The organism is Bradyrhizobium nitroreducens, from assembly GCF_002776695.1.
GTDB lineage: Bacteria > Pseudomonadota > Alphaproteobacteria > Rhizobiales > Xanthobacteraceae > Bradyrhizobium > Bradyrhizobium nitroreducens.
Window position 1 is genome coordinate 1,372,851 of sequence record NZ_LFJC01000003.1, and the last position, 19,813, is coordinate 1,392,663.

The window sequence follows — 19,813 nt, forward strand, 5'->3', positions numbered from 1 at the left end:
GGCGTTCCGCACAGAAGGGGCTCATCCGTCAAAAGACTGAACCGCACACCGCGTGCAGTTCAATATTCATCCGCCGTTCATCGGCGTAGCGCGTAAGCGGCGCTGCCGGACCGTCATTTGATCCGCAACATGAACGCATCGAAGTAGGACGCAAGCCCGGCAAAGTCATCGAGCGGCAGCACGCTTGCGACATATTGGTCGGGCCGCACCACGACCATGCAGCCTGACCGCCGGTCGATGCCGCGCATGGCGAAAACGTCGTGACCGCTCTTGAGGTCGGGGCAGAACATCTTCTCGTAATCGTACAAGCCGTAACGGCCCTTGCTCGGGAGCAACATGGGCGGCATTGCCTCGAGCGCAAGCTCGCGATGATCCTGCTGAAACACCGCGCGCAGATCGATCACGCTGTCGACATCGGACGTCCCGGACGTATAGCGCCGGATCGGAGATTCCGGGGACTCCGCGAGAAATTTGCACAAGTGACGTATAGCCGAGTCCGATGCTGCGGGATTCTCGGCGGGAGAAAACGCGTAGATCCGAAAACGTCCGTCAGCCTGCGCGGCATGACCGAGATGCACCGGCTTTGCGTCCGCAAGCCGGATCACGGGCGCCGAGTGGAAGCGCTTGCCGATGATGAAGCCCTCCGCGAGATGCTGGTGCGAGCCTGCGCCGGTGAGGATCGATGGCGTGTAGTGCGTCGCGGTGCCCGCGGTGTAGCGGCCGTGCCGGACGAAATAGTCCTGCGTCCTGGCGGCATCGGCGCCGCCCGCCTTGGCGGCGGAGGCGAGAATGCCGGCCCATTCGCGGTCGAAATCGATCAGCTCCTTTGCAACCGACTGGCGCTCGGCCGAATAGGAATGCAGCAGGGTCGGGGCGCACTGCTTGCGGAGCACGCCGGCGAGCTTCCAGCCGAGATTGAAGGCGTCCTGCATCGAGACGTTCATGCCCTGCCCCGCCTTCGGGCTGTGGGTGTGGCAGGCATCGCCGGCGATGAAGATTCGCGGCAGGCGCGTTGCGATCTCCGCGTCCGGCACGTCGTCGAACTTGTCGGTCAGGCGCTGGCCGATCTCGTAGACCGACCACCAGGCGATCTCCTTCACCTCCAGCGTATGCGGCTTCAGGATCCGCTGCGCTTTCGCAATCACGTCGTCGGCGCTGATGTTGCGATTGGCGACGCGCTCGCCGATGTCGAGCTTGGCGAGCTCGACATAGATGCGGACCATGTAGCCGCCTTCCCTGGGAATGATCAGCAGGCTGCCGTCCTTCGCCGACTGGATCAACGACTTGAAGCGGATGTCCGGAAAATCGGTCACGGCCAGCACGTCCATGACGCCCCAGGCGTGGTTGGCGGAATCGCCGTGCAGCTCGCGGCCGATCGACTTGCGCACCGTGCTGCGGGCGCCGTCACAGCCCACCACGTAGCGCGCCTTGACCGTCTCGACCTTGCCCTCGTTCGCGGCGTCGACGCGTTCGAGGCGGACGGTCACGGCGTGGTCGGCGGGACCGGCAGCCGGATCGACCTGAAGGTCAAGCAAGCGGCGGCTGTAATGGGGCTCGAGCTTGGCCGGCGATTTGCGCATGACGTCGAGAAAGCCGTCATGAATGCGCGCCTGATTGAGGATGACATGCGGGAATTCCGACAGCCCGTCCTCGACGTCCTGCACCCGTCCGCTGCGGATGATCGTCTCGGGCCGCCGCTCGTCCGGCTTCCAGAACGTCGTCTCGTTGACCCAATAGGCCTCCTTCAACACCCGTTCGCTGAAACCGTAGGCGTGGAACATCTCCATGGTGCGGCAGGCGATGCCGTCGGCCTGCCCGACCAGCAGGCGGTCCGGCTTCTGCTCGACGATGCAGGTCTTGATATCGGGAAATTGCGCCAATTGCGCCGCGAGCGTGAGGCCTGCAGGTCCGCAGCCGACGATGAGAACATCCACCTCACGCGGCACGGCGCCTTGCGCACCCGAGACCTGAACGCGCTCGGCAGGATCGGCAATCTCCGGATCGCCCGGCTGAAATCCATTCAGATGAAATTGCATGACACCTCTCCCGGCAACGTCTTCTTCGATATTGATCAGTATGCTGACGATCAGTATACTTGTCAACGATCCGCGCCGTCCTTGTCGCAACGGAGAATTCGGTGAAAGACAACAACGACATGCCCGGGCATCTGGCGCGCCGCTTCCAGCAGATTGCGGTCGCGGTGTTCCTCGCCGAGGTCGAAGACGCCGGCTTCGACCTGACGCCGGTGCAATACGCCGCGCTCGCGACCATCAAGGCCAATCCGGGGCTCGACCAGGTGACGCTTGCGGGATTGATCGCCTATGACCGCACCACCATCACGGGCGTGATCGATCGCCTCGTGCAGAAGGGGCTTGCCGAGCGCCGCGCCTCCAGCCGCGACCGCCGCGCCCGTGAGCTCGTGATCACCGACGAGGGCCGGCGCACGCTGCGCAAGATCACGCCGGCCGTGGAGTCCGCCCAGCGCATCATGCTGCGCGGCCTCAGCGCGAAAGAGGGCGAGGAGTTGATGCGGCTGCTGCGCAAGGCGATTGCCGCCGGCAACGATCTGAGCCGGGCGCCGCTGCGCGATATTCAGGCGTGATCCGGCACTTTGTACGTAATTGTCGCAGGCCCGCGAAACCAGGAACTAACCTTCGGCTGCTACGGTCGGCAACATTCTGCGCTTAACGCGCGATTAACTTTGCAGTTCGGGGGTTCGGATGTTCAGGTGTCTCATCGCGGCCGCGGCCATCGCGCTTTCGACCGCGCCTGCGCTTGCCAACGGCCATGGCGGCGGCGATGCCCCTCCTCCGCCGAAACCCGAGGCGACGACCGCGCCGGCAAAGGTGGTCATCACCAAGCAGGGCCCTAAGCTCGTCGATCTCAAGGGCATGACGCTCTATACTTACGAGCGCGATACCACCGGAAAGACGTCGAACTGCAACGGCAAATGCACCGAGAGCTGGGTACCGCTCGCCGCGACGGCCGACGCCAAGGCTATCGGCGACTTCACCGTGATCAGCCGCAACGACGGCAGCAGGATGTGGGCGTACCGCTATCGCCCGCTCTACACCTCGCCCGCGGACAAGGCGCCGGGCGATGCCAACGGCACTGCGACGACACTGCAATGGCGCGTCGCCCGGCCTGAAAACTAGGGCGAAGTTGTCACCGGTTGTCGTGCCCGGCCAGTGCGGTCGGAACGGGCCTGAAGACCGGCATATCCGCGCTCGGCTGAAGCGGCTTGATCTCGGCATTCACCACCACAGGACCGGTCGCGAACCAGAGCGCCGCCACGGCCGCGATCGCCAATCCCGCGCCGAGCGCCGCAATCTCTTTCATTTCCTTGTCCCCGGCGATCAGTTGCTGAGAATGACGCCATGCTGGTGGCGCGACGGATGATCGGCATCGACCAGCGTGTTCGGATCGGTCGCGATCACGGCCTCCGGTAGCGGCATCGGCTCGAGGCCGGCGAAGCGGCGATAGATCGCGCCCATGACAGCTCCGCAGAATGCCGCCGGCACCACGAGAAGGGCCAGCAGCGGCAACGCAAACGCGAGCAAGAGCGCACAGCCGAATGCCGCCACGCCGCCGATCGCCGCATATTCCCACGCATTGCGACGGCTCGAAGCTCGCGCGAGGTGGTGAACGCAGAGCATGAAGATGCTCGAAGGAATGACAGAGATCACCATCATGACCATGAAGGTCTGCGCCGGGATCACCGCCGCGAAGATATGTGCGGTGCTCTTGTCCCCAAAGCCGTTCATGAGCAGCGGCACCAACGTGTAGGGCAGCAGAGTTGCAAGCACCGTCGGTATCAGCGCGGCGATGACGATGCCCGCGAACGACGTGCGGACGCGGACCGGCCCATTGAACGCCAGCGGCGGGGGCTTCCCCGATGCGTCGGCAGCGGACACTTCCCCGTCTGCGCGCGCAACCGGACTGAGCCCGGCGAACTGACCGTAGAGGAAGCCACCGATCATTCCCGCGATGGCCGGCAGCAGACCAATGGTCATCACCGTGCCGTCGCCGGGCGCCGCTAGCTGAATGTGGTTGCGGATCGCGATGCCATAGCTCAATGCCGCCATGACGCCGCCCATCAGGCCGTAGGCGAGCCGGCTCGAGACAGTCCACTGCCGCAGCACGATATGTCCGGCGAACAGGAAGGCCGCGTTCATCGCCATGCGGCCGGCATACATCACCAGAATCTGATCGGGCGCTGGCACGCCGACAGGATCGGTCAGCTGTCCTCCCGCGAGAGCGAAGACCAGCAGCACGGCTTCGACGATGGCCAGCGGAATCAGCGCGGCGAACAGCGCGCGCGGCGAATTCTTCACGAGATACATGCGAGCACCCCCTTGCTCGCTGCACGCTAGGCGCGAGACGTTAGGGACGGCGCAAAACAATGGCTAAAATTGTCGCAGAACAGGACGCTGGACGGCATGCGCGCCCCGCCCTATCCACGCCAGCTTCCACCCGCCTCGGCCCGCGCGCTCTGTCCGGGCGGAAGCACCACGACCATCGAATTCAGCTTCACCCGGTCATAGAGATCGATCACGTCCTCATTGCGCATCCGGATGCAGCCGGACGAGATCGCCTGCCCGATATATTCGGGCTGATTGGTGCCGTGGATGCGGTAGAGCGTGTCCTTGTTGCCGACATAGAGATAGATGCCGCGCGCGCCGAGCGGATTGGCCGGGCCGCCGGGAACGCGCGCCGGATACGGTCCGAGCCGCGCCTGGATATCTGCCGTCGGCACCCAATCCGGCCATTCTGCCAGGCGGCCGACCCGCGCGACGCCAGAGAACGCCATGGCCTCCTCGCCGACCGCAACGCCGTAGCGGATCGCCTTGCCGTCAGGCAGCACGTAATAGAGGTAGCGGGCGTCGGTATCGACGAGGATGGTACCCGGCTGCTCCTTGCGCTGGTAATCGACGATGTGACGGAGATATTGCTCGGGCACGTTCGCCTGCGCATAGGGCGTATGCGCGAGCAACTGCCGGTCGCGCGGCGTCATGCTCGCGTCGGTCGACGGCGAAAGCGTGGTCTGCATGCAGCCGCCCAGCGGCAGCAAGGCAACAATAAACAGAGCGATGAAAGATCTTGGCACCGCCGGCCCCCGATAGCGGATAGCAGCGCCCCCAGCACCGCGAGATGCTGCCCAAATCGTGCTGAAAACAAGGCAGTGCGGAACAATTGCGCGTGTTCGGCAACCGAGGTTCCATCACCACAAACGGCGGAAGAGCGTCGCATCATCTCCATCCCCTCGCCTTGCTTTGGTCAAACCCGGCTGGACTCGTGCGTCATTGGGCCGGGCTCATCCGTTTGGATGGGCTCACTGCAACAGATCGGCTCGCGCCAATGCGGACGACCAGGACTTAACACCCGGGCTTCGAGCGCCTGGGCCTCAGAGGAGCTGCGATGCTCGCGACGCTGAACCCCAAGCAAATCGTCGATGAGATCGTGAAGGACACGGTCAAGGACAACGATCCGCACGACGCGATTCAGATTTCGCCCGACATTGTGCTGGCCTCGCGCCCGATCAGTGTCGCGCCCGCGCTGGCGCCCGACGTCGCGCCGCGACCGGAGCCGAAATTCGCGCCGGAGCCGAGAGCCTCTCTGGAGCGCAAGATCTCTGTGGAGCCCAAGTTCAGTCCAGTTACGGAGCCGCAGCCGGCGACACCGCCCTCGGTCGACACCGCCATACGCGTCGCGGCGAACGAGGGTCGTGGCCCGCAGAAGCGATCCGCCGTGCGCAAGTGGCTGCGCGGTGCGTTCGTCACGTTCCTGTTTGCCGGATCAAGCGCGGCCGCCACGATCGCCTGGGAGCAGCATGGCGACAAGGCCAGGCAGGCGCTCGCCGAATGGACCCCCGCATTGGCTTCGCTGACGTCGCTGCTGCCTTCCACAGCGCAGACTGCGCCGGTCGCCGTCGCGCAAGCCGCGCCGCCTGCAGAACAAGCCGCTCCGCCAGTGGCGCAAGCGGCCGTCGACCAAACGGCAGCCGCCCCGGCCGCGCCGCCCCCGGTTCAGGTTGCGGCCGCCGCGCCTGCGGCGACAGCGTCAGATGCCGCGCAGTCGGTGCAATCGATGACGCGCGACCTCGCCGCCATGGCGCAGCAGATCGAGCAGCTCAAGGCCAACATCGCCGAGCTGAAAGCCGGACAGGAGCAGATGGCGCGCGAGATGGCGAAACCGCCTGCGCCGAAACCGTCTGCCGATGCGAGGCCGATTGACCCGCGCGCACGCGCCGCTGCGCTGCCGCCGAAACCTGCGTCGGCACCGCCGGTTCACAAGCCGAAGCCGGTCGTGTCGCGCACCTACATGCCGGCCTATTCGCCCGCACCGCTCGCGCCTCCACCGCCGCCTTCACAAGCTGCCGCGATGCCGCCGCCACCGGCCGCACCGGTCACCACGACTCAAGCCGTTGCCGACGACGACGGACCCGTCGTACGTCCGCCGATGCCGCTGCGCTAACCGCGCAACAGCTCTCGCCGACGCTGTCCGAGTCGATGTGGTGCGCTGAGTCCGGGCAATTACGGAAAGCGATGCGCAGGCCATCTTCCGCTCAAGAGAAAAGGCCGTCGGGATCTATGCCGGCGGCCTTCTCTTGCAGCTGCCGGTTCCCGGAGCCCGGTTCTGCTGCAATTCCATGCCTTATGATCGCGCCGACATATTTAATAAAATATTAATGCGCTCACACCCTGCACATCATTTCTGCGCCATAAGCACAGAGATTGCGCGGCCTGTTCACCCTGTAGATATCGACTCAGTGGTACCATCCGATATGCGTTGAGACTTCCACGGAAGCTCAGCTCCTCACATCGGGGAATTCGGATGCCTTACTACTCCTTCGATCTTGTGGTTGGTGAAGAGTTCAGGAACCAGGGCGGAATCATTCTCGAGGACATCGAGGTTGCCTCCGACCGCGCCGATCAACTCGCATGCGAGCTGTCGCAGGTGAAGCCCGAGCTGCAGCAGAAGGGTTGCGCGGTGCGCGTCACCGATCGCGATCACAACGAGCTCTATCGCACGCCGCTCGATCCGGTGCCGGCCTGGCGCCGCTGACTATTCGTCCAGCGCCGGCGGCTCGAACCAGTTGGTCAGTGACAAGCCGCCGTCGACGACGAAGGACGCGCCGGTGACGTAACCGGACAGCTTGTTCGACAGCACCGTGAGCGCCATCGGTGCGAGGTCATTGGCCTCGCCGAGACGCCCGAGCGGAATGTGTTTCGCCAGCGAAGCATCCGCGACGAACCCGCCTGCGGCGATCGCGCCGGGCACCAGCGCATTGACACGAATGCCGGAGCGGCCAAACGTCTTGGCCAGCTCCTTCACCAGCATCGCCATCCCCGCCTTCGCCGTCGAATAATGCGGCAGGTTGCGCGGTGTGCCAGCATGCAGCGACGTGAGAAACAGGAACGAGCCCGGCCGCTTCGCCGCGATCAGCCGCTTGGCGAGCTCTCGGGCCAGGTGGAAGCCGGCATCGAGATTGACGGCATGCATCTGCTGCCAGGTCCTGCGATCGACCGCGAGGGCATGATCGGCCTCGCGCCGCGGCGGCGATGCGCTGTGGACGAAGTGCGTGATCTCGCCCAATGATGCGCTTGCTGCGGCAAGCAACGCCTCGCATGCCTCGAGCTCGGCAAGATCTCCGACCCAGGGCACCGCCAGTTCAGGCTTCGCACAAGCGCCGATCGCGGCCGTCACCCGCTCGGCGCTGACGTCGGCGAACACGGTCCGGACGCCCTCGCCGATCAGAGCCTGCGCAATCGCACGGCCGATGCCGTTGCCCGCGCCGGTCACGAGCGCCGTGTCACGGATGGGATCGAACGGCGTGCTGAACAGGCTCATGTCGCGCTCCAAGGCCGGGATGCTGCCCACGATAGCGCACTGCAGCGGGGAGCGACAAATTCGCACCTGGCACCATTGCGGAGCCGCCCGCCGGACGCTAGCCTCCCAAAAATCGGAGGAGATACCAAGGATGCGCTACGGTTTCCTGATGGCTGGCCTGTTGCTGATCGCCGCTCCCGCGCAGGCCGAGGACCACCCACGCTCGACCTATGTGACCTTGGTCCTGCAGGCCTTCGCCGCCAAGGTTGAATGTCCGGGCACGGACGTCGTCTACCAGGATCTGGTCCAGAAGGCGGAGCAGATGCACCTGCCCGAGGGCACCACCGAGAAGGTGCGCAAGGCGATCGCCTGGATGCACACCGGCGGCAAGATGGGCGAGAAGCAGGACGACGATCTGATGGCCGAGGTTGCGGTGGCGACCCAGGCGACCGATCTCAACCAGCGCCGCCTCGGCATGCCGAGCTGGTGCGAGGCCCAGAAGACCAATCTTGCCGGCCTGATCCGCGCCAAGGGCGGCTAGCGAGCCAGGCTTTCGCGGCATTAAGCACGCGTCACGGAACCCCTCCCCCCGGGCCAACAATCGTCACATTCCTCGCCAGCATGCGGGCTTCTTCGAACAGGAGGAGCCCATGCGGATTGCCCACCTCGTTTTCACTGCTGCGCTCGCCGCCAGCGCAGCGCTGGCCACCCCGGCACTGGCGAAGAACACCGGTGCCCAGAAGGACGAGGACAAATCGGCCTCGTCCTCATCGTGCAGTGCCTATCAACAGGCGCCGGACGGATCCTGGGAGCCGCTCCCTTGCAAGGAGACGGGTGACCGCGCCCAGCCGCAGACGCAGCACAAGACCGGCGTACGTGACACCGATCAGGGCGAGCGTTGAGCCGCCAGCGCTGCGGGAACCCTCAGGTTCCATCCGCGTTGAGCCGGTGGCTTGCCACGGTGCATATGACCGCCCCACACCGTGGACAGGGCCGAGGAGCGGCCCCTTGGAAGTGCCAACCCCGCGAGCGATTGTGGATTCGATCGAGTTTGAGGACCTCCAACGCCGTCTGAAGGCGCTGGAGGAGGAAAACGCCCACCTGAAGGCGCTCGGAGCAGCCGACCAGACCCTGCGCCGCCGGGCGGAATCCGCGCTGGCCGAGAGCGAGGAGCGGTACCGGACGCTGTTCAACTCGATCGACGAAGGCTTTTGCATCATCGAGTTCTTCGACGGGCCGCACGGACCGCTCAGCGATTATGTCCATGTCGAAGCCAATCCCGCTTACACCCAGCACGCCGGCATCCCCAACGTGGTCGGCCAGAAGGTCCGGGAGATGGTTCCGGACGAGGCCGACGGCTGGGTGGAGCTCTACAGCGATGTCCTGCGGACGGGCCGACCGATCCGGTTCGAGCGCGAGCTGATTGCGACCGGCCGCCATCTCGAGCTCGCCGCCTTCCGCGTCGAGCCCGCCAGCCGCAAGCAGGTCGCCGTGCTGTTCCAGGACATCACCGCGCGCAAGCGCGCCGAACGGGAGCTGCAGCAGCTCAACGAGACGCTCGAAGCGCGCGTGGTGGCGGCTCTGGCCGAGCGCAAGCTGATGGCCGACCTCGTCGAGGGCACCGATGCCTTCGTCCAGGTCGTCGATCCGGACTTTCGCTGGCTTGCGATCAACGGTGCGTCGGCGCGCGAATTTCATCGCATCTACGGCATCTTGCCGAAGGTCGGTGACAACATGCTTGAGCTGCTTGAGGGTCAACCCGAGCATCGCGACGCCGTCCGCGCGGTCTGGTCGCGGGCCCTCGCCGGAGAAGCGTTCGTCGAGATCGCCGAGTTTGGTGCGCCCGGGCGGGCCCGCCGGTTCTACGAGATGCGCTTCAATTGCCTGCGCGACGGCAGCGGCCGGCCGCTCGGCGCCTACCAGTTCAGTTATGACGTCACAGATCGTCTGAAGGAGCAGGAGCGGCTGCGCGAGGCGGAGGAAGCGCTGCGGCAGTCGCAGAAGATGGAGGCGGTCGGCCAGCTCACCGGCGGCCTCGCGCACGACTTCAACAATCTGCTCACCGGCATCATTGGATCGCTGGAATTGCTGCAAATCCGCCTCGGCCAGGGCCGTATCAAGGACATCGACCGCTACGTGACGGCGGCGCAAGGCGCCGCAAAGCGTGCTGCCGCGCTGACGCACCGGCTGCTGGCCTTCTCGCGGCGGCAGACGCTCGATCCCAAGCCGACCGACGTGAATCGCCTCGTGATGGGCATGGAGGAGCTGGTCCGCCGCACAGTCGGCCCGGAGATCGCCGTCGAGGTCGTCACATCAGGCGGAATGTGGGCGACGCTGATCGATGCCTCGCAGCTCGAGAATGCCCTGCTCAACCTCTGCCTCAATGCCCGCGACGCGATGCCCGAAGGCGGCCGGCTCACGATCGAGACTGCCAACCGCTGGCTCGACGCGCACGCCGCCGCCGAACTCGATTTAAGTCCCGGGCAGTACGTCTCGCTCTGCGTCACCGATACCGGCGCCGGCATGACGCCGGAGGTGATCGCGCGCGCCTTCGATCCGTTCTTCACGACCAAGCCGATCGGACAGGGCACCGGCCTCGGGCTCTCCATGGTCTACGGCTTCGTCCGCCAGTCCGGTGGCCAGGTCCGGATCTATTCCGAGGTTGGCCAGGGCACGACCATGTGCCTCTATCTGCCGCGCCATTACGGCAAGGAGGCGGACAAGCCTTCACCGCCCCCCACCAGGAATGCGGTGCGCTCGGAGGCAAGCCACACCATCCTGATCGTCGATGACGAGCCTTCGATCCGGATGCTTCTGACCGATGCGCTGGAGGAGATCGGCTTCAACGTCATGGAAGCGCATGACGGGCCGAGCGGCCTGAACATCCTGCAATCGGATGCGAGGATCGACCTGCTCGTCACCGATGTCGGCCTGCCCGGCGGCATGAACGGCCGCCAGCTCGCGGATGCCGCCCGCACCACGCGGCCGGCGTTGAACGTGCTGTTCATCACCGGCTACGCGGAGAACGCCATCATTGGCAACGGCCAGCTCGCCCCGGGTATGCAGGTGCTGACAAAGCCGTTCGTGGTCGAGGCGCTGGCTGCCCGCGTCCTCGAGATGATCAAGGATGGAACCGGCCGGACTTGAAAGATCAGCTCTGGGCAGGCCCGCGCATGATCTTCATGGCGTCGGCGATGTGGCGCCATTCCTTGGCCTCGTCGGCCTCGCCGCGGCCCTCGCAGGCCCGAGCCTGCTCGGCAGCCTTCGCGATCGCAGCAAAACCGTGCTGTTCGAGCATTTGCCGCGCAACGGTGTGGACCTGGACCTCGGACATCATGGGCTTTTCTCCCGCTATGAGGACACCGCGGCGCCCGGCTCGGCGCTCCGCGTCCGAGACAACGATCTCGCCATGATCGCCGTTCCGGCCGAGCCGATCACATCGACACTCGCTGGAGCTCGATCCGCCCGGGACGACGAAGGCGGCCCGCCATGCCCGGCGGACCGCCCTCTCACCCACCCCAAAGCTGGGAGTCGCCGGCCGCGCCCTTACGCGACTGCCACTTTCTTGCGCTCGAAATCGTTGGGCACCTCGATATCGACCTCCAGGGTCGACACCTCGTCGCCGCGCTCGAGCCGGACGATGACCTTGGTCGGGTCCAGCGTGACGTGCCTGGAGACCACGGCGAGAATTTCCTCACGCAGCACACCGAGCAGATCGGGCTGGCCACGCATTCCGCGTTCATGGGCAAGCAGGATCTGCAGCCGCTCACGTGCGACCGGTGCAGAGGCCTTGTTGCCGCGGAGAAGCCGGAGCAAACCCATGCTCATGCAGCCCTCCGTCGCAGCAGACGATCCATGAAGCCCTTGCGCTCGGTCGGTACGTGCATCGCGATGGTCTCGCCGCACAGCCGGCGCGCCGCGTCGATATAGGCCCGCGCCGGTGCGCCGTCCGCGTTCGACAGCGTGACGGGCGTGCCGACATTGGAGGCGCGCAGCACGTCCTGGCTCTCGGGGATGATGCCGAGCAGCGGCGTTGCGAGGATTTCGAGGATGTCGTCGATGGTCAGCATCTCGCCGCGCGCGGCGCGCGAGGGATCGTAGCGGGTGATGAGAATGTGCTTCTCGACGCGTTCGCCCTTCTCGGCCCGCACCGTCTTGGAATCGAGCATGCCGATGATGCGGTCGGAATCGCGCACCGAGGACACTTCCGGATTGGTCACGATGACGGCCTCGTCGGCGAAGCGCATCGCCATGGAGGCGCCGCGCTCGATGCCCGCCGGGCTGTCGCAGATCACCCAGTCGAAGCGGCTGCGCAAATCGGCGATGACCTTGCCGACGCCCTCTTCGGTCAGCGCGTCCTTGTCGCGGGTTTGCGAGGCCGGCAACAGCCAGAGGTTCTCCAGCCGCTTGTCCTTGATCAGCGCCTGCGGGAGTTTCGCAACGCCCTGCACCACGTTGATGAGGTCGAACACGACGCGGCGCTCTGCGCCCATGACGAGGTCGAGATTGCGCAGGCCGACGTCGAAATCGACGACGACGACCTTGTCGCCGCGCTGCGCCAGCGCGGCCCCCAGTGCGGCGGTCGTCGTCGTCTTGCCGACGCCCCCCTTGCCTGACGTCACGACCAGTACCTTGGCCATCTCAAAAATCTCCTTCTGGTCAGTTCAGCGCGGTAATTCGCATGGTGTTGCCCTGCAGCCAGGCCTGGGCAGGCCGGCCGCGAAGAGCGGCATCGATATCGTCGGCGGTCTGGTAAAACCCGTCGATCGCAAGCAACTCGGCTTCGATCTTCTGGCAATAGATGCGCGCGCTGGTGTGACCGTTCACGCCCGCCATGGCGCGGCCGCGCAAGGCGCCATAGATGTGGATCGAGCCGCCGGCGACGACTTCCGCACCGGACCCGACCGAGCCAAGGATGGTGACGTCGCCTTCCGGAAAGATCACGGTCTGGCCCGAGCGCACCGGGTTTTCCAGCAGCAGCGAGGTCGGCTTGGTTTCGGACTTCGATTCAGGCTTCTTCGGCGCGCTCGGCTCGACCACGCAGCTGCGCCCGCCCGACAGCAGCGGGGGCATCATCGGGGTCAGCCTCGCCTCCTCCACGCCCTCGATGCCGAGCACGCGGATGTTGCGATCCTGCAGGCTGGTGAGCAGATGGCCGATGCCGGACTGGCTGAGATCGACCGAGGACAAATCGATCACCACGGGCCGCCCGGCAAAGAAGCCCGGCGAGCGCGCGATGGTGGCGTCGATCTCGTGCAGCCAGTCCTGCACTGGAACCGTCGGCGTAAACACGAAGGCCACATAGGAGCGCCCGCGCAGGCGCACCATTTGGCGTTGAGGTTTGACTGCAGCCTCCATAGCGGCCGACTCGTTCCCTGTTATTGAATGGTTAACGATGCGGCGGATATGGTTAACGGCCGGTTAATTCTCCGTGGGATTACGTGGGAGGATGGGCGGCTGGCGCCTCTCTCGTGTCCCGGACGCGCTGCAGCGTGCAACGCTGCTGCGCAGAGCCGGGACCCAGGCAGCCCGGATCATGCTCTCGGCACAATGGGCCCCGACTCTGCAGCGCACCGTCAAGGGACCCTGCGCTGCGTCCGGGGCACGAGAGGAGCGCGCGGCGCCCCCTACTTCTTCACCTTGCTCGCATCCATCTTGATGCTCGGATCCAGCATCTTCGTCGTAAACGCCGCCGTCACATCGAACGGCTTCTCCATGCCGAGATAGGTCTGGACCAGCTCGTAGTCCTTCTTCATCCGCTCGCCGTCGATCCATCCGAGACCCTTGGTCGTCGTGAACTCGTCCGTCATCAGGAACTTGATGCGCTCCCACTGGCGCTCCTGGTTCTCCTTGTCGAGACCGGAGACCTGGTCGAGCAGCGCCTTCAGGCATGGCGTGGCGTCGGCGACGCAGGCCGCGAAGGCCTTCTGCGTGACGCGCACGAAGTCTTCGACGACCTTCGGATTCTTCTGCAGGTAAGCGCCGTTGACGATCAGCGAGTTGCCGTAGGGGTTGAGCCCGATGTCCTTCCAGTTGACGTAGCCGAGGTCCTGGCCGAACTCGATCAGCTTCAGATCGTGCTCGTTGTAGAAGTCGCTGATGATGTCGACGGTGTGGCTCTTCAGCGCCGCGATCTTCGCGGTCGGCCCGACATTGACGAAACCGACGGCATCGGGCGCTAGGCCTGCGGCCTTGGCGAAGGCCGGCCACATCACGCGCGAGGCGTCCCCGGGCGGATTGCCGATCTTGTGGCCGGCAAAATCCTTGACCCCGTTCACGCCATAGCTCTTCAACCAGTAGAAGGTCTGTCCGGTATTGGCGTAGACGCTCATCACAGCGACCGTGTCGGCGCCCTTGCTCTTGGCCACCAGCATGGTGGCGAGATCGGCGACGCCGAAGGGCGAGCCGCCGGAGCCGACCTTGGCGGCGGAGACGCCGGAGCCTTTGCCCGTCTCGATGGTGAGGTCGATGCCGGCCTTTTCGTACCAGCCTTGCGCCTTGGCGTAGTAATAGGGCGAGTGATCGGCCGTCGGCGTCCAGTTCAGGATCAGGTTGACGGCCTCGCCCGCGCTCGCCGGCACCGCCGGCAAACCGAGCATCAGGGCCACAACAGCCGTTTGCAAACGCTTCATCGCATCTCTCCCATTGCCGCGACCCGGCTTGTCGCTCTCCCCGTGTGAGGATACCAATGCAACAAGCCCGCCCTCCACTTGTCAACTGTTTGGTTGGAAATGCCCGCAAGACGATCTGGCGACACCGTGCCGCAGCGGCGCGACCCCGTCGCCACCCGCAAGAAACTGCTCACCGCGGCCCGCCAGGAATTCGCCCGGCACGGCTTTGCCGGCGCCCGCGTCGACGAGATCGCGATGCGCGCGGGCGTCAACAAGCAGCTCGTCTACCACTATTTCGGCGACAAGGACGCACTCTACCTCGCCGTGCTCGAATGGGTCTATGAGGACATCCGCGAGCAGGAGCGCAAGCTCAATCTCGAGGGCCTGCCGCCGGAGAAGGCGATCCTCCGACTGATCGAGGCCTCGTTCGACCATCTGGCCGCAAACCCTGATTTCATCGTGCTTTTGAACGACGAAAACCGCGGCGGCGCCCGCCATGTCCGGGGCTCGACGCGGCTGGAGGCGATGCACTCCCCCCTGGTGAAGAGCGTCTCCCACATCCTCAACGAAGGCGTGCGCGCGGGCGTGTTCCGCAAGGGGATCGATCCGGTCCAGCTCTATATCTCCATTGCAGGCCTCAGCTATTTCTTCTTCTCCAACACCCCGACGCTGTCGGCGATCTTCGGCAAGGACCTGTCGAGCCGCACCGCACGCCGCGCCCGCCGCCGGCACGTCGCCGATCTGGTGCTGCAGTCGCTCCGGCCCTAATCAACCAAATGGTTGAAACTTCCCCCGAGGGCGGCTAGGCTTGCGACTGCTTGGGCTGAAGATTTGCGGCATCGCCGCCGCGCCGACAGGGAGCAATCGGTGGCAGGAGACAGGGCACGCAGCTGGCGCAGTTTTGCGATCATCCTGGTCGTGCACCTCGCCGTGCTCGTGCTGTGGCAGGTCGCGGTCGACGCCTTCCACGTGCCGAAATTCATCCTGCCCTCCCCGCTCGCGACGATTAAGACGCTGGGCACCGCGAGCTACGCCTGGGGCGCCAACACGCTGGTGACGGCGATCGAGATCCTCGGCGGCTTCGCGCTCGGCGCCTTCGTCGGTGTCGCGCTCGCCGTGATCTTCAGCTGGGCGCCACTGCTCAGCCTCGTGCTGCTGCCGCTGTTCGTGACGCTGAACATGATCCCGAAAGTCGCGCTCGGCCCGCTCTTCATCGTCTGGTTCTCCTACGGCATCGTTCCGAACATCCTGATCGCCTTCAGCATCTGCTTCTTCCCGATCCTGCTCACCACCGCGCGGGGCCTGCGCGAGGTCGAGCCGGACCTGCTCGACCTCGTCAAATCGCTGCGCGGCTCGCGCTGGACGCTGTTCCGCAAGATCCAGCTGCCGGGATCGCTCCCTTACGTCTTCTCCGGCATGAAGGTCGGCGCCATCCTGGCGGTCGCCGGCGCCATCGTCGGCGAGTTCATCGCCTCCGAGCGCGGGCTCGGCTACCTCATGATCCAGGTGCAGTCCTCGCTCGACACGCCCGCCATGGTGATGGCCGTCGTGCTGCTGACGCTGCTTGGGGTCACCCTCTATGGCCTGGTGCTCGCCCTCGAACGCATGTTCGTGGTCGGTGACGCAAGACAAAGCTGACAACGGCAGAACCGAGGGACAAATCCATGTTGCTCACCCGCCAGACACTGCCGAAGACCATCCCCGATATCGCGGCCCTCGACGATCTGCTGTGCCGCCCGACCCAGGCCCTGATCGACGACCTCGCCAAGGTCGAGGGCGACATCATGATCCTCGGCGTCGGCGGCAAGATGGGCCCGACGCTGGCGGGCCTTGCCAAGGCGGCCGTGCCGGATCGCCGAATCATCGGCGTCGCCCGTTTCAGCGAGGCCGGCGTAAAGGACTGGCTGCACGCGCGCGGCGTCGAAACGATCAATTGCGATCTGATGGACGAGAAGGCGATCCAGTCGCTGCCGAAGACGCCGAACATCGTCTTCATGGCCGGCAGGAAATTCGGCGCCGAGGGCGATCTGTCGCTGACCTGGGCGATGAACGCGCATGTGCCGGCGCTGGTGGCGCAGGCCTTCCCGTCTTCGCGCATCGTCGCGTTCTCGACCGGCTGCGTCTATCCGTTCGTCCCCGTCGACGGCACAGGCTCAACCGAGGACATGGCGCCGAATCCGCCCGGCGAATACGCGCAGTCCTGCGTCGGCCGCGAGCGCATGTTCGAATATTTTTCGCGCAAGTTCGGCACGCCGGGACGCCTGTTCCGCCTCAATTACGCGATCGACATGCGCTACGGCGTGCTGCACGACATCGCGACGAAAGTGCTGACGGGCGTGCCGATCGACGTCAGCCTTGGCCACGTCAATTTCATCTGGCAGGGCGATGCGTCGGCGCAGGCGCTGCGCTGTCTCGCCCATTGCACGTCGCCGACCTCGCCGATCAATGTCAGCGGCCACGAGATCCTGGCGGTGCGCGATCTCGCCCAGAAGTTCGGCGCAAGGTTCGGCCGGGCGCCGGTGCTGACGGGCAAGGAGGAGCCGACGGCGTGGCTGACCGACACGTCAAAGGCGGTCGAACTGTTCGGCCTTCCGGTCGTCGACACCGAGCAGTTGATCGCCTGGACCGCGGACTGGGTCTCCCGCGCCATGCCGAGCCTCGGCAAGCCTACCAAATATGAGGTGCGCGATGGCCGTTACTGACGGTGCGCCCATCCTCAAGCTCGGCACCGACGACGCGATCGCGGGGCTCGCGCTGTCGACGGAGGCGCACTGGAACCAGACCGAGGAGGACTGGCGCATCTTCCTGCGCGACGGCGTCGTGTTCGGCATTCGTGACGGCATGCGGCTGATCGCAACCGCAGCACTGCTACCCTATCCCGGCAACAACGCCTGGATCAGCATGGTGCTGGTGTCAGGCACGCATCGCCGCCGCGGCCTTGCCACGCGCCTCGTCGATGCTTGTCTCGAAACCGCACGCCAGAACGGTCTGACGAGCTGGCTCGACGCCACGCCGGACGGCGCTGCCGTCTACGGGCCGCTGGGGTTCACCCCGACGCTGCAATTGCGCCGCCTGAGGCTGGCGCGGCCTGGACAGGCCGATGCGCCGCCATTGTCGTCCGCGACCCTCGAAGCGCTTGCCGAGCGGGACCAGCGAGCCACCGGCTTCGACCGGACTGCCCTCCTCTCGGCCTTCGCCCAGCGCGCAGGCTCGCGCATCGTCGCCGCGAACGGCGCCATCGCGCTGGTGCGTGACGGCCGGACCGCCCGCCATATCGGCCCGTTGTTCGCCGACAATGCCGCTGCGGCTCTGACCATGGTCGACGAGATCGCGCGCTCCGAGACCGGCCCGCTCCTGCTCGACGCCATCGCGTCGCAAGATGCATTCCTGGAAGGACTGACCGCCACCGGCTGGACCATCCAGCGGCCATTCCAGCGCATGCGGTTTGGCCCCGCCACCGTCACCGCCGAGGAACTGCCGTTCGCCGTCGCCGGCCCCGAATTCGGATAGGACATCATGCACCACAGCCAGATCAATGCCGACATCCGCAAGCTGATCGCTGAGGGCACCGTGCTGCCGGCGCATCCCCTCGCGCTCACCGCCGAGCGCCAGCTCGACAAGCAACATCAGCGCGCGCTGACGCGCTACTACATCGACGCCGGCTCGGGCGGCCTTGCCGTCGGCGTCCACACGACGCAGTTCGCGATCCGCGATGTCGGCCTCTACCGTCCCGTGCTCGAGCTCGCGGCCGAGACCGCGGCCGCCTGGACCAAGCGTCCGCTGGCGATGGTCGCGGGCCTTGCGGGTCCGACAGGACAGGCGGTCGCCGAGGCCCGCACCGCACGCGACATCGGTTATCACGCCGGGCTGCTCAGCCTCGCCGCGATGAAGAGCGCTTCCGAGGACGAGATCATCGCCCACTGCACCTCGGTTGCCGCCGAAATTCCGCTGGTCGGTTTCTATCTGCAGCCGGCCGTCGGCGGCGTCATCCTGTCGAGCCGGTTCTGGCAACGCTTTGCCGAGATCGACAATGTCATCGCGATCAAGATCGCGCCGTTCAACCGTTATCGGACGCTCGACGTGCTGCGCGGCGTCGCGGCGGCGGGCGCGCTCGACCGTGTCGCGCTCTACACCGGCAACGACGATCACATCCTGCTCGATCTGATGCTGCCGTTCGATCTGCGCGACAAAGGCGTGACGACGCGCACGTACTTCAAGGGCGGCCTGCTCGGCCATTGGTCGGTGTGGACGGCGAGCGCGATCAAGCAGTTCGAGCGCTGCAAGGCGGCCCGGCACAAGGACAGCGTGCCCGCGGACCTGTTGGCGCTCGATGCCCGCGTCACCGATTGCAACAGTGCCTTCTTCGACGTCGCCAACAATTTCCACGGCTGCATCGCCGGCTGCCATGAGGTGTTGCGGCGGCAAGGCCTGATGAAAGGCCTGTGGTGCCTCGATCCGAACGAGGGCCTCAGCCCCGGCCAGAAGGAGGAGATTGACCGCGTCTATCGCGAGCATGCCGACCTCAGCGACGATACGTTCGTCGCCGCGAACTTGAACAAATGGCTGGCATGAGCTCGCCCCCCTTCATCAGCCTGCAAGGCGTCCGCAAGGTCTATCGCAGCAGAGGCGCTGAATTCCTGGCGGTGTCCGACGTCACCATGGACGTGCAGGAAGGTGAGCTGGTCTCGCTGGTCGGCCCCTCCGGCTGCGGCAAGACCACCGTGATGAAGATCCTGGCCGGCCTGCACGGCGCCGACGGCGGCACGGTGAAGATCGGCAACGCCGGCAGCCCGTTCGATCCGACCCGCGATATCGGCATGGTGTTCCAGCAGGCCCTGCTGCTGAAATGGCGCACCATCCTGGACAACGTGCTGCTGCCGGCCGAGATCGTCGGCCTGCCGATGAAGGCCGCGCGCGAGCGGGCGCGCGATCTGCTCAACCTGGTCGGGCTTGCCGGCTACGAGCAGAAATATCCGCAGCAGCTCTCCGGCGGCATGCAGCAGCGCACCGCGATCGCGCGCGCCTTCATTCACGATCCCAAGCTGATCCTGATGGACGAGCCGTTCGGCGCGCTGGACGCACTGACGCGCGAGCAGATGAACCTGGAGATGCTGCGGATCTGGCGCGAGAGCGGCAAGACCATCATCTTCGTCACGCACTCGATCCAGGAAGCGGTGTTCCTGTCGTCGCATTGCGCCGTGCTGACCGCGGGGCCCGCGAAGATGGCCGACTATTTCCCGATCGACCTGCCCTTCCCGCGTGATCTGCCGCTGAAGACCACGGATGCGTTCGGCGCCTATGCGCGGCGCATCTACGCGAAGCTGGGTTTGGGGCCGGCGTAATTCGCCACACCGCTGTCATTCCGGGGCGCG

General features: G+C 65.6%; 23 protein-coding genes. 13 read left to right on the forward strand and 10 right to left on the reverse strand.

Annotated features, from left to right (window positions below):
• Positions 1–113: 113 nt before the first annotated feature.
• Positions 114–2,036 carry an FAD-binding monooxygenase gene (locus tag TSA1_RS06930; protein WP_100175699.1) on the reverse strand — a complete coding sequence of 641 codons (1,923 nt, stop codon included), beginning with the start codon at positions 2,034–2,036 and terminating at the stop codon, positions 114–116.
• A 101-nt stretch (positions 2,037–2,137) separates the two neighbouring features.
• Between TSA1_RS06930 and TSA1_RS06935 the strand changes: the two genes are divergently transcribed.
• Positions 2,138–2,602 carry a MarR family winged helix-turn-helix transcriptional regulator gene (locus tag TSA1_RS06935; protein ID WP_100181009.1) on the forward strand — a complete coding sequence of 155 codons (465 nt, stop codon included), beginning with the start codon at positions 2,138–2,140 and terminating at the stop codon, positions 2,600–2,602.
• Positions 2,603–2,720: 118 nt separating this feature from the next.
• Positions 2,721–3,155 carry a COG4315 family predicted lipoprotein gene (locus TSA1_RS06940; RefSeq protein ID WP_100175700.1) on the forward strand — a complete coding sequence of 145 codons (435 nt, stop codon included), beginning with the start codon at positions 2,721–2,723 and terminating at the stop codon, positions 3,153–3,155.
• Positions 3,156–3,165: 10 nt separating this feature from the next.
• Here TSA1_RS06940 and TSA1_RS39570 read toward each other — a convergent pair whose 3' ends face one another.
• From TSA1_RS39570 to TSA1_RS06950, 3 genes are all read right to left on the reverse strand, one after another.
• Positions 3,166–3,339: a hypothetical protein gene (locus TSA1_RS39570; RefSeq protein ID WP_174718789.1), complete on the reverse strand. Its 174-nt coding sequence runs from the start codon at positions 3,337–3,339 to the stop codon at positions 3,166–3,168.
• 17 nt (positions 3,340–3,356) lie between these two features.
• Entirely contained in the window at positions 3,357–4,343 is a 987-nt protein-coding gene (locus TSA1_RS06945; RefSeq protein WP_100175701.1) for a hypothetical protein, read from the reverse strand.
• A 110-nt stretch (positions 4,344–4,453) separates the two neighbouring features.
• Entirely contained in the window at positions 4,454–5,050 is a 597-nt protein-coding gene (locus TSA1_RS06950; protein WP_430649761.1) for a L,D-transpeptidase, read from the reverse strand.
• A gap of 368 nt (positions 5,051–5,418) precedes the next feature.
• Between TSA1_RS06950 and TSA1_RS06955 the strand changes: the two genes are divergently transcribed.
• Positions 5,419–6,474 carry a hypothetical protein gene (locus tag TSA1_RS06955; protein ID WP_100175703.1) on the forward strand — a complete coding sequence of 352 codons (1,056 nt, stop codon included), beginning with the start codon at positions 5,419–5,421 and terminating at the stop codon, positions 6,472–6,474.
• Positions 6,475–6,834: 360 nt separating this feature from the next.
• Complete coding sequence (locus TSA1_RS06960) at positions 6,835–7,065, forward strand: DUF6894 family protein (protein ID WP_028136727.1); 231 nt, start codon at positions 6,835–6,837, stop codon at positions 7,063–7,065.
• On the opposite strand, the gene TSA1_RS06965 is transcribed toward TSA1_RS06960, so the two are convergent.
• On the reverse strand, positions 7,066–7,851 hold the full coding sequence (locus tag TSA1_RS06965; protein WP_100181010.1) for an SDR family NAD(P)-dependent oxidoreductase: 786 nt from the start codon (positions 7,849–7,851) through the stop codon (positions 7,066–7,068). It lies immediately after the preceding gene.
• Positions 7,852–7,981: 130 nt separating this feature from the next.
• On the opposite strand from TSA1_RS06965, the gene TSA1_RS06970 reads away from it, so the two are divergent.
• The 3 genes from TSA1_RS06970 (at position 7,982) to TSA1_RS06980 (ending at position 10,977) form a co-directional block, all read left to right on the forward strand.
• Complete coding sequence (locus TSA1_RS06970) at positions 7,982–8,371, forward strand: hypothetical protein (protein ID WP_100175704.1); 390 nt, start codon at positions 7,982–7,984, stop codon at positions 8,369–8,371.
• 109 nt (positions 8,372–8,480) lie between these two features.
• Positions 8,481–8,732 (forward strand): hypothetical protein, encoded by a 252-nt coding sequence (locus tag TSA1_RS06975; RefSeq protein ID WP_100175705.1) that lies wholly within the window; start codon positions 8,481–8,483, stop codon positions 8,730–8,732.
• A gap of 133 nt (positions 8,733–8,865) precedes the next feature.
• Complete coding sequence (locus TSA1_RS06980) at positions 8,866–10,977, forward strand: PAS domain-containing protein (RefSeq protein WP_100175706.1); 2,112 nt, start codon at positions 8,866–8,868, stop codon at positions 10,975–10,977.
• 4 nt (positions 10,978–10,981) lie between these two features.
• Here TSA1_RS06980 and TSA1_RS06985 read toward each other — a convergent pair whose 3' ends face one another.
• The 5 genes from TSA1_RS06985 to TSA1_RS07005 all read right to left on the reverse strand — a co-directional run bounded on the left by TSA1_RS06985 (position 10,982) and on the right by TSA1_RS07005 (position 14,462).
• The gene (locus TSA1_RS06985; RefSeq protein WP_100175707.1) at positions 10,982–11,167 is read right to left on the reverse strand and encodes a hypothetical protein; all 186 of its coding nucleotides are present in this window, start codon (positions 11,165–11,167) and stop codon (positions 10,982–10,984) included.
• Positions 11,168–11,376: 209 nt separating this feature from the next.
• Positions 11,377–11,658, reverse strand: coding sequence for a cell division topological specificity factor MinE (minE, locus tag TSA1_RS06990; protein ID WP_100175708.1), 282 nt, complete (start codon positions 11,656–11,658; stop codon positions 11,377–11,379).
• The gene (gene minD / locus TSA1_RS06995) at positions 11,655–12,470 is read right to left on the reverse strand and encodes a septum site-determining protein MinD (protein WP_100175709.1); all 816 of its coding nucleotides are present in this window, start codon (positions 12,468–12,470) and stop codon (positions 11,655–11,657) included. The genes minE and minD overlap by 4 nt, the downstream gene beginning before the upstream one ends.
• Positions 12,471–12,489: 19 nt before the next feature.
• Complete coding sequence (gene minC / locus TSA1_RS07000; protein ID WP_100175710.1) at positions 12,490–13,188, reverse strand: septum site-determining protein MinC; 699 nt, start codon at positions 13,186–13,188, stop codon at positions 12,490–12,492.
• A gap of 269 nt (positions 13,189–13,457) precedes the next feature.
• Positions 13,458–14,462 (reverse strand): ABC transporter substrate-binding protein, encoded by a 1,005-nt coding sequence (locus TSA1_RS07005; protein WP_100175711.1) that lies wholly within the window; start codon positions 14,460–14,462, stop codon positions 13,458–13,460.
• Between the two features lie 99 nt (positions 14,463–14,561).
• On the opposite strand from TSA1_RS07005, the gene TSA1_RS07010 reads away from it, so the two are divergent.
• From TSA1_RS07010 to TSA1_RS07035, 6 genes are all read left to right on the forward strand, one after another.
• Entirely contained in the window at positions 14,562–15,209 is a 648-nt protein-coding gene (locus TSA1_RS07010; protein WP_100175712.1) for a TetR/AcrR family transcriptional regulator, read from the forward strand.
• A gap of 99 nt (positions 15,210–15,308) precedes the next feature.
• Complete coding sequence (locus TSA1_RS07015; RefSeq protein ID WP_100181011.1) at positions 15,309–16,079, forward strand: ABC transporter permease; 771 nt, start codon at positions 15,309–15,311, stop codon at positions 16,077–16,079.
• Between the two features lie 26 nt (positions 16,080–16,105).
• Entirely contained in the window at positions 16,106–17,143 is a 1,038-nt protein-coding gene (locus TSA1_RS07020; RefSeq protein ID WP_100175713.1) for an NAD-dependent epimerase/dehydratase family protein, read from the forward strand.
• Positions 17,130–17,951, forward strand: coding sequence for a GNAT family N-acetyltransferase (locus tag TSA1_RS07025; RefSeq protein ID WP_100175714.1), 822 nt, complete (start codon positions 17,130–17,132; stop codon positions 17,949–17,951). Before TSA1_RS07020 ends, TSA1_RS07025 begins: the two co-directional genes overlap by 14 nt.
• A gap of 6 nt (positions 17,952–17,957) precedes the next feature.
• Positions 17,958–19,013: a dihydrodipicolinate synthase family protein gene (locus tag TSA1_RS07030; protein WP_100175715.1), complete on the forward strand. Its 1,056-nt coding sequence runs from the start codon at positions 17,958–17,960 to the stop codon at positions 19,011–19,013.
• Positions 19,001–19,783 carry an ABC transporter ATP-binding protein gene (locus TSA1_RS07035; protein ID WP_100175716.1) on the forward strand — a complete coding sequence of 261 codons (783 nt, stop codon included), beginning with the start codon at positions 19,001–19,003 and terminating at the stop codon, positions 19,781–19,783. The genes TSA1_RS07030 and TSA1_RS07035 overlap by 13 nt, the downstream gene beginning before the upstream one ends.
• Positions 19,784–19,813 lie beyond the last annotated feature (30 nt).